This is a genomic window from Streptomyces sp. NPDC015139 (assembly GCF_043079785.1).
Lineage (GTDB): Bacteria > Actinomycetota > Actinomycetes > Streptomycetales > Streptomycetaceae > Streptomyces > Streptomyces albidocamelliae.
In genome coordinates, this window is sequence record NZ_JBIBUW010000009.1 from 362540 (window position 1) to 368607 (window position 6068).

Genomic DNA, 6068 nt, shown 5'->3' on the forward strand with positions numbered 1-6068 from the left:
ATCGGCGTCCGTCGGCACCTCTACCGTGCTGGCTTGTACGCACTCGCACAGGTGAGGAGGGGTGTTGCCGGATCAGCCGCGGGAAGAACCCGCAGCCGGTGAGAGCGGTCTGTCCCTGTGGGTCTGGTCCTTGCTCGGGCTGTTCGCGGCCTGTGTGCCCGGGGCACTCCTCGTGGTGGAGAAGTCGGGCTCCGCGCTGTCCCCCGTACCGCTCGTACTGGTCGTTCTCGCAGCTCTGGCCGGCTACCTGGTGGCCGTGCGTGCCGTCATCAGGGACAGATTCGGGCCGAGTCCGCGGCGGGCCCGACTGCTGGTGTGGGCCGTAGCCGCTGGTCTTTTCCTCGGCAGCGTGGCGGTGCTCTTCGCGTTCCGTCCCCCGCCGCCCCCTCTCACCCGGATGAGCGGGGCGCGTGACGTGGCCGTAGTCGGTTTCGCCGGCCACGACGGACGGCCGGACAGACGAGTACTGACCGATGTCGCGGCAGACTTCACCCATGCCATGGCGGGACGGATCCCCACCGCCGGCGCCGTACGCGACTACACCGGCGAGGTTTCGCTGCCGCTCACTCAACTGGAGGAAGCACACCGCGACACACTGGAGCACGAGACCTCCAGGTTCGCGGACGAGAGCGACGCCGAGATCGTGGTGAGCGGTCTGGTGGCCACGGACCCGGCCGGCCAGACCACACTGCGGCCGGCCGTCTACGTCAGGGCCGACCAGGTCCCCGACGCACCCGAACTCGCGAGCTGGTTCCTGGGCGCACCGATCCTCATGGCACGCGGCTGGGAGTCGGCGCAAGGACGGGCTCAACTTCGCACGGAGCTGACGCGGCAGATCGGAGCCCTGGCGCAGTTCATGGACGCACTGGACACGTGGCGCAACGGCCGCCCCGCCCGGGCTGTCCACATTCTGAACGGTCTGCTCGACCCGACGCGGCGGAGCGACACCGACTCCTTGGTACCCCTCGACCTGCTGCGGCTGTTCCATGGCCATGCCGCCGAAGCGCAGGCCGTGGGCGAGCCGGCAGACGGTCGGCAGAAGCTGCTGCGGCAGGCGCGCACCGACTACCTCACCATCGACGCCGGCTCCGCGGCCGGCCGGCGTGCCGCGCTCAGCCTGCAGTACAACGCCTATCTGCGGGCCCGGAACGGCGCACAGGGCTGCGAGCCGGGGACCGTCAACGGCAGAGATCTCGCCGACGTCTCCCGAGCCCTGCGCGCCCTGAGCCAGGACCGCCGGTTGGGCGAACTGGGACGGCTCAGGGCCACGGTGAACCTTGCGCAGGTCGAACAGTGCCGTATCACCGCCCATCTGGCCAAGGACAACGGTGCGGTGCGACGGGCCGTGGCAACAGCGTTGAAGGCGCCGGACATCACCGGCTCCACCGACATCCGGGCGCTGGCGGCGGCCATCGCCGCCGTCAACGCGAACGACCGGGGCGACGTGACATCAGCGATCCGATACATCCGCTTGGCCATCGCGAACGGGCAGGATCTGCAGCAGCGAGCTGTCTGGCACGGCCTGCTGGCGACCTGGAGCCTGGCCCGCTGCGACCTTCGAACCGGCCGCACCGCCACGCAGGACGCCCTGGCCCAGTTGGCCGCGGCCGAACGCGCGGGCAGGACGAGCCCTCAGCTCCACCACCAGCTCGAACAGGCTTTCACGACCCAGCTGTCCGGCGCCGAAAGACGCTGCGGCGCGGTCGGACGAGAAACGAGGTGACATGAACAGGCAACTGGCTGGGTGGCTCGCCGGGGCGTGCGTTCTCCTTCTGGGCTGCCAGGCACAACGCCATTCCCCGGCGCCGCCCACCACAAAGGCAGCCGCGCTCTCCACGACCACCGCCAGTCCGACGGCGTCAGCCCTGGAACTGCTGCTTGCCCAGCAGTTCGACATGGGGATGAGCGGCGCCGGTCCGCACGGCTGTGTCGACGACCTGGCCCTGATCAAGCACCGGCCTTCGGCCGGCCACCCGCTGGCCTGGGTGTCGTCCTATGTCGCAATGGCCGACAAGGTCACGGTCCGCCTGGGCAGAGAGACCCTGCTCTGCCTGTCCGGTTTCCCGAAGGACAAGCCGGTCACGATCACGGTGCGGGCGGGAGGACGTCAATACACCGTGCCGGTGCGACATGTGGCGAAGGATCACGCCGCGTCTCCCGACGATAACGCCCTGTTCGACGGGCGCACCATCGACGTCGAGGACGCCGGTGACGATCTTCAGGAGAGCGCATTCTGGCGGTTTCTGCCCGCCGACCCGGCTCGCAAGTCCGTCGCCCTCGCCGGCCGACTGCCTCTGACAGCGAAGGCCGGCACGGTCGAGACCAGCTATGAGGTACCGCTGAGCTGGGAACCGGGTGCGGCAGCCCTGGAGAAGTGGGAGCGCACCAGAAAGATCGCGGTGTTCGGCTACCCGGTCGGCGCGACGGTGCCCATCGGTCTCTATCGAGTGGGCGAGCAAGGGCAGGAAGCGGTGCTGGAACGGAAGGTCGGCCACGTCGTCATGCCGGCTTCCCGGGTCGCCCTCTTCACCGTCCCGAAGGACGTCTTCCGTCTGGTGAGCGAGGAGCCGTCGGCGGGTGAGGATGTCCACTGCCTGTCCGTGCCCCAGGAGCGCCAGGCATGCATGGGGTGACCGCGCCCTCGACTTCCGCAGCCATTTTCCGCCACCACCGCCACGCTACTCATAAGTGATCTTGTGACGGAAGGCGGAGATGCCGTATGAGCAGGCACGAATCAGGAATCCGGGCTCCCGGCCGGTCCGCCTGCGTGCCCCTTGATCACCCGGGTCCGGTCGGCATCCGCTTGGTGCGGTTCGCGCGATGGTGCGACGCTTGGGGGGAGAGGTGCCCGACGAGGGGATTCCTGGAGGGCCGATGGGACGGGACGTCCCGGCGCTCGTCTTCACCCGCGAGGACCGCCGCCGGTACCGGATCAAGATGCAGGAGTGCCTGGACGCACTGGCCCAGATGCTGCGCGACGAACGGTTCGAGTCCGAGCGGCCCCAGGTCGGCCTGGAGATCGAGCTGAACCTGGTGGACGACGACGCAGAGCCGGCCATGCGCAACAGCGACGTGCTGGAGGCCATCTCCGATCCCGCCTGGTCCACCGAGCTGGGCCGGTTCAACCTGGAGATCAACGTCCCGCCGCGGCGCCTCACGGCGGGCGGCCCGGACGCCTGGGAGTCGGAGATCCGCGCCGCGCTCAACCACGCCGACGAGCGCGCCCGGTCGGTCGGCACCCGGCTGATCATGGTCGGCATCCTCCCCACCCTGCGGCAGCAGGACATCGGGGAGGACTCGCTGTCGGAGAACCCCCGCTACCGGCTGCTCAACGACCAGGTGTTCGCGGCCCGGGGCGAGGATCTGCGCATCGAGGTCGACGGCGTCGACCGGCTGCGGACCTACGCGGACACCATCACCCCGGAGGCCGCCTGCACGAGCACGCAGTTCCATCTCCAGGTGTCACCGGAGGAGTTCGCCCCGTACTGGAACGCGGCGCAGGCCATCTCCGGCGTCCAGGTGGCGCTGGCCGCGAACGCGCCGTTCCTGTTCGGCAAGGAACTGTGGCACGAGACCCGTATCCCGCTGTTCGAGCAGGCCACGGACACCCGCCCGGAGGAGATCAAGGTCCAGGGGGTGCGGCCCCGGGTGTGGTTCGGCGAGCGCTGGATCAACAGCGTCTTCGACCTGTTCGAGGAGAACCTGCGCTACTTCCCGGCACTCCTGCCGCTGTGCGACGAACAGGACCCGGCGGAGACCCTGGACCGCGGTGACATCCCCGAGCTGGGCGAGCTCACCCTGCACAACGGCACCATCTACCGCTGGAACCGGCCCGTCTACGCCGTCGCCCACGACGTGCCGCACATCCGCGTGGAGAACCGGGTGCTGCCGGCCGGGCCGACCGTCGCCGACACCCTCGCCAACGGCGCCTTCTACTACGGGCTCACCCGGGCCCTGGTGGAGGAGGACCGGCCGGTGTGGTCGCGGATGTCCTTCGCGGCCGCCGAGGACAACCTGCACAATGCCGCCCGGAACGGCATCGACGCCCTCCTGTACTGGCCCGGGATGGGCGAGGTGCCGGTACCGGAGCTGGTGCTGCGCAGGCTGCTGCCGCTCGCGCACCGCGGCCTGGAACACTCGGGCATGGACGCGGCGTGGCGGGAGCCGCTGCTCGGGATCATCGAGCAGCGCTGTGTGACGGCGCGCAACGGAGCCGTGTGGCAGAAGGAGATGTTCCACCGTTTCGAGACGACCGGGCGTACCGGCCGTCATGAGGCACTGCGGCGGATGGCACAGCTGTACATGGACTACATGCACCTCAACGCCCCGGCACACACCTGGCCGGTGGACTGACCCCGGTCAGCGGTGCCTCGCCAGGAGGCGCACCGCCCGGTCGAACGCCGAGTCCCGGTTCTGCGCGAACTCCTCCTCGGTGAAGACCGGTTCGGCCAGTTGCGGCGGGATGCCGGCGCCGTCGAAGGTGCGGCCCGTGCGGGTCAGGTACTCCTCGTTCGGCAGCGCGAAGAGCATGCCGTCGGGGAGGTGGCGGACCAGCACGTCCGAGAAGACGCCCTGGGTGGACTGTCCGATGCGCACGGTACGGCCGGGCCGGTCCATCAGCGCCTGGGTGAAGGTCTCGCCCGCGCTGACCGTCGATCCGCCGGTGAGTACGGCGATGGGGCCGCCGTAGCGGGGTGCGCGGGCCGGGCGGACCCGTACGGGTTCGGGCCGGGTGTGCCGGGCGGGGTCGGCGGGGTGGTTGCGGGCGCGTTTCGCGTAGGCGGTGTAGGGCGTGTCGGTCAGCCGCTCGGCGATGCGGATGCCGAGCGTGTCGGAACCGCCGTCGTTGACGCGCAGGTCGATGATCAGGCCGCGCAGGCGCCGGGTGCGGTCGCGGGTGAGGACGGTGTCCAACGCCCGGTCGAGTACGGCCCGTTCGGCGGAATGTGGCGCGTCCGCGCCGGTGTAGCCACCGAAGCCGGAGATCCGCAGGTAGCCGAGATCGCCCCGCAGGTCGGCGTAGGTGATCCGGCCCGCGCCGAAGTCCTGGCGGCCGGAGACCGGCCGGAGGTCCCGGGCGACGACGAACTCCTTGGTCCTGGCGTCCAGTTCCGGGGTGGGCCGCGCGGTGCCGGGGCGTATCTCGCTGAGGACGCGGTCACCGTACCGCAGCGCGACATGGGCGTCGTACAGGGGACGGAGCATCCGGCTGAAGATCTCGAACAGCTGGTCACCGGTGGTGTCCCGGTGGACCCGCGGCCGGTAGCGGTCCCGTACGGCGTGCCAGTCGACGCCCTTTCGCGCGAAGAACGGGTAGTTCTCCTCGAAGGTCTGCCAGAGGATGTCGAAGGACGTGCGCGGGTCGGTGGCCGCCGGCCGCGCGCAGGCGGCGGGAAGGGCCGGCATCCGGCGCAGCCCCCGGTGGCCCGTCGAGGTGTCGGCGGTGAGCCGGGCTCGGTCCGGGTCGTGCGTGGTCCGTACGGTCAGGACGGTGCCGGCCGCCGTCGTGTAGGTACCGGGCCCGGTGCGCCGCGCGGTGTCGCCCCTGACACAGGTCAGGGACGTCGTCTGGTACTCGCGCAGCGCTCCCCCGCCGAGGACGAGGACGGTGCCGTATCCGTCCGTGCGCCACACCCCGTCGGTGCCGGGCGGTCCGGGTCGCTCGGCGGCCTTGGCCGGTACGGCTCCGGCGGCGAGGGTCAGGGCGGCGGCGACGGCCATGACGATGCGCACGGTCTGTCCTTCCGGTACGGGATCACGGGCCACCAGGGTGACCGACGCCCGCACCCCCCGGCCACCGGTCCGCATCCTCGGGTCACCGGCCAACCGCCCGCCGACGGAGCGGCACCGCCGACGAGTTGGACGGAAAGAGGCGGTCCCCACCAGGCCCGGTTCGACGTCACGCGGCTCGGCGGCACCCTGTGATCCCTGGTGGGCCGGGCCAGGGCCTGTCGTTTGGATCAGGCCGGCCTAGCTCACGGTGCCTTGTCGGCCGGCCCGAGCGGGGCGTGGTGCGTGCAGCCGCAAGGCGGAGGAGGGCGGCGACGCGGAGCGTCGACAACCGACGA

Annotated in this window: 4 protein-coding genes; 3 read left to right on the forward strand and 1 reads right to left on the reverse strand. The window is 70.7% G+C overall.

Going from position 1 to position 6068, the window contains the following annotated elements; all coding sequences use genetic code 11:
• Positions 1–64 precede the first annotated feature (64 nt).
• From ACF08B_RS25395 to ACF08B_RS25405, 3 genes are all read left to right on the forward strand, one after another.
• A complete protein-coding gene (locus tag ACF08B_RS25395) occupies positions 65–1723 on the forward strand; it encodes a hypothetical protein (protein ID WP_392319538.1) in 1659 nt (552 codons plus the stop codon).
• Between the two features lies 1 nt (position 1724).
• Positions 1725–2633 carry a hypothetical protein gene (locus ACF08B_RS25400; protein WP_392319539.1) on the forward strand — a complete coding sequence of 303 codons (909 nt, stop codon included), beginning with the start codon at positions 1725–1727 and terminating at the stop codon, positions 2631–2633.
• A gap of 241 nt (positions 2634–2874) precedes the next feature.
• Complete coding sequence (locus ACF08B_RS25405; protein WP_392163901.1) at positions 2875–4353, forward strand: glutamate--cysteine ligase; 1479 nt, start codon at positions 2875–2877, stop codon at positions 4351–4353.
• 6 nt (positions 4354–4359) lie between these two features.
• Here the strand turns inward: ACF08B_RS25405 and ACF08B_RS25410 are convergent, their stop codons facing one another.
• The gene (locus ACF08B_RS25410) at positions 4360–5733 is read right to left on the reverse strand and encodes a S41 family peptidase (RefSeq protein WP_392319540.1); all 1374 of its coding nucleotides are present in this window, start codon (positions 5731–5733) and stop codon (positions 4360–4362) included.
• Between the last annotated feature and the right edge of the window lie 335 nt (positions 5734–6068).

What these genes read in the sequence shown, in the direction of transcription:
- ACF08B_RS25400 (WP_392319539.1), top strand. Translation starts at nt 1,725, where the DNA reads ATGAACAGGCAACTGGCTGGGTGGCTCGCCGGGGCGTGCGTTCTCCTT.
- ACF08B_RS25405 (WP_392163901.1), top strand. Translation starts at nt 2,875, where the DNA reads ATGGGACGGGACGTCCCGGCGCTCGTCTTCACCCGCGAGGACCGCCGC.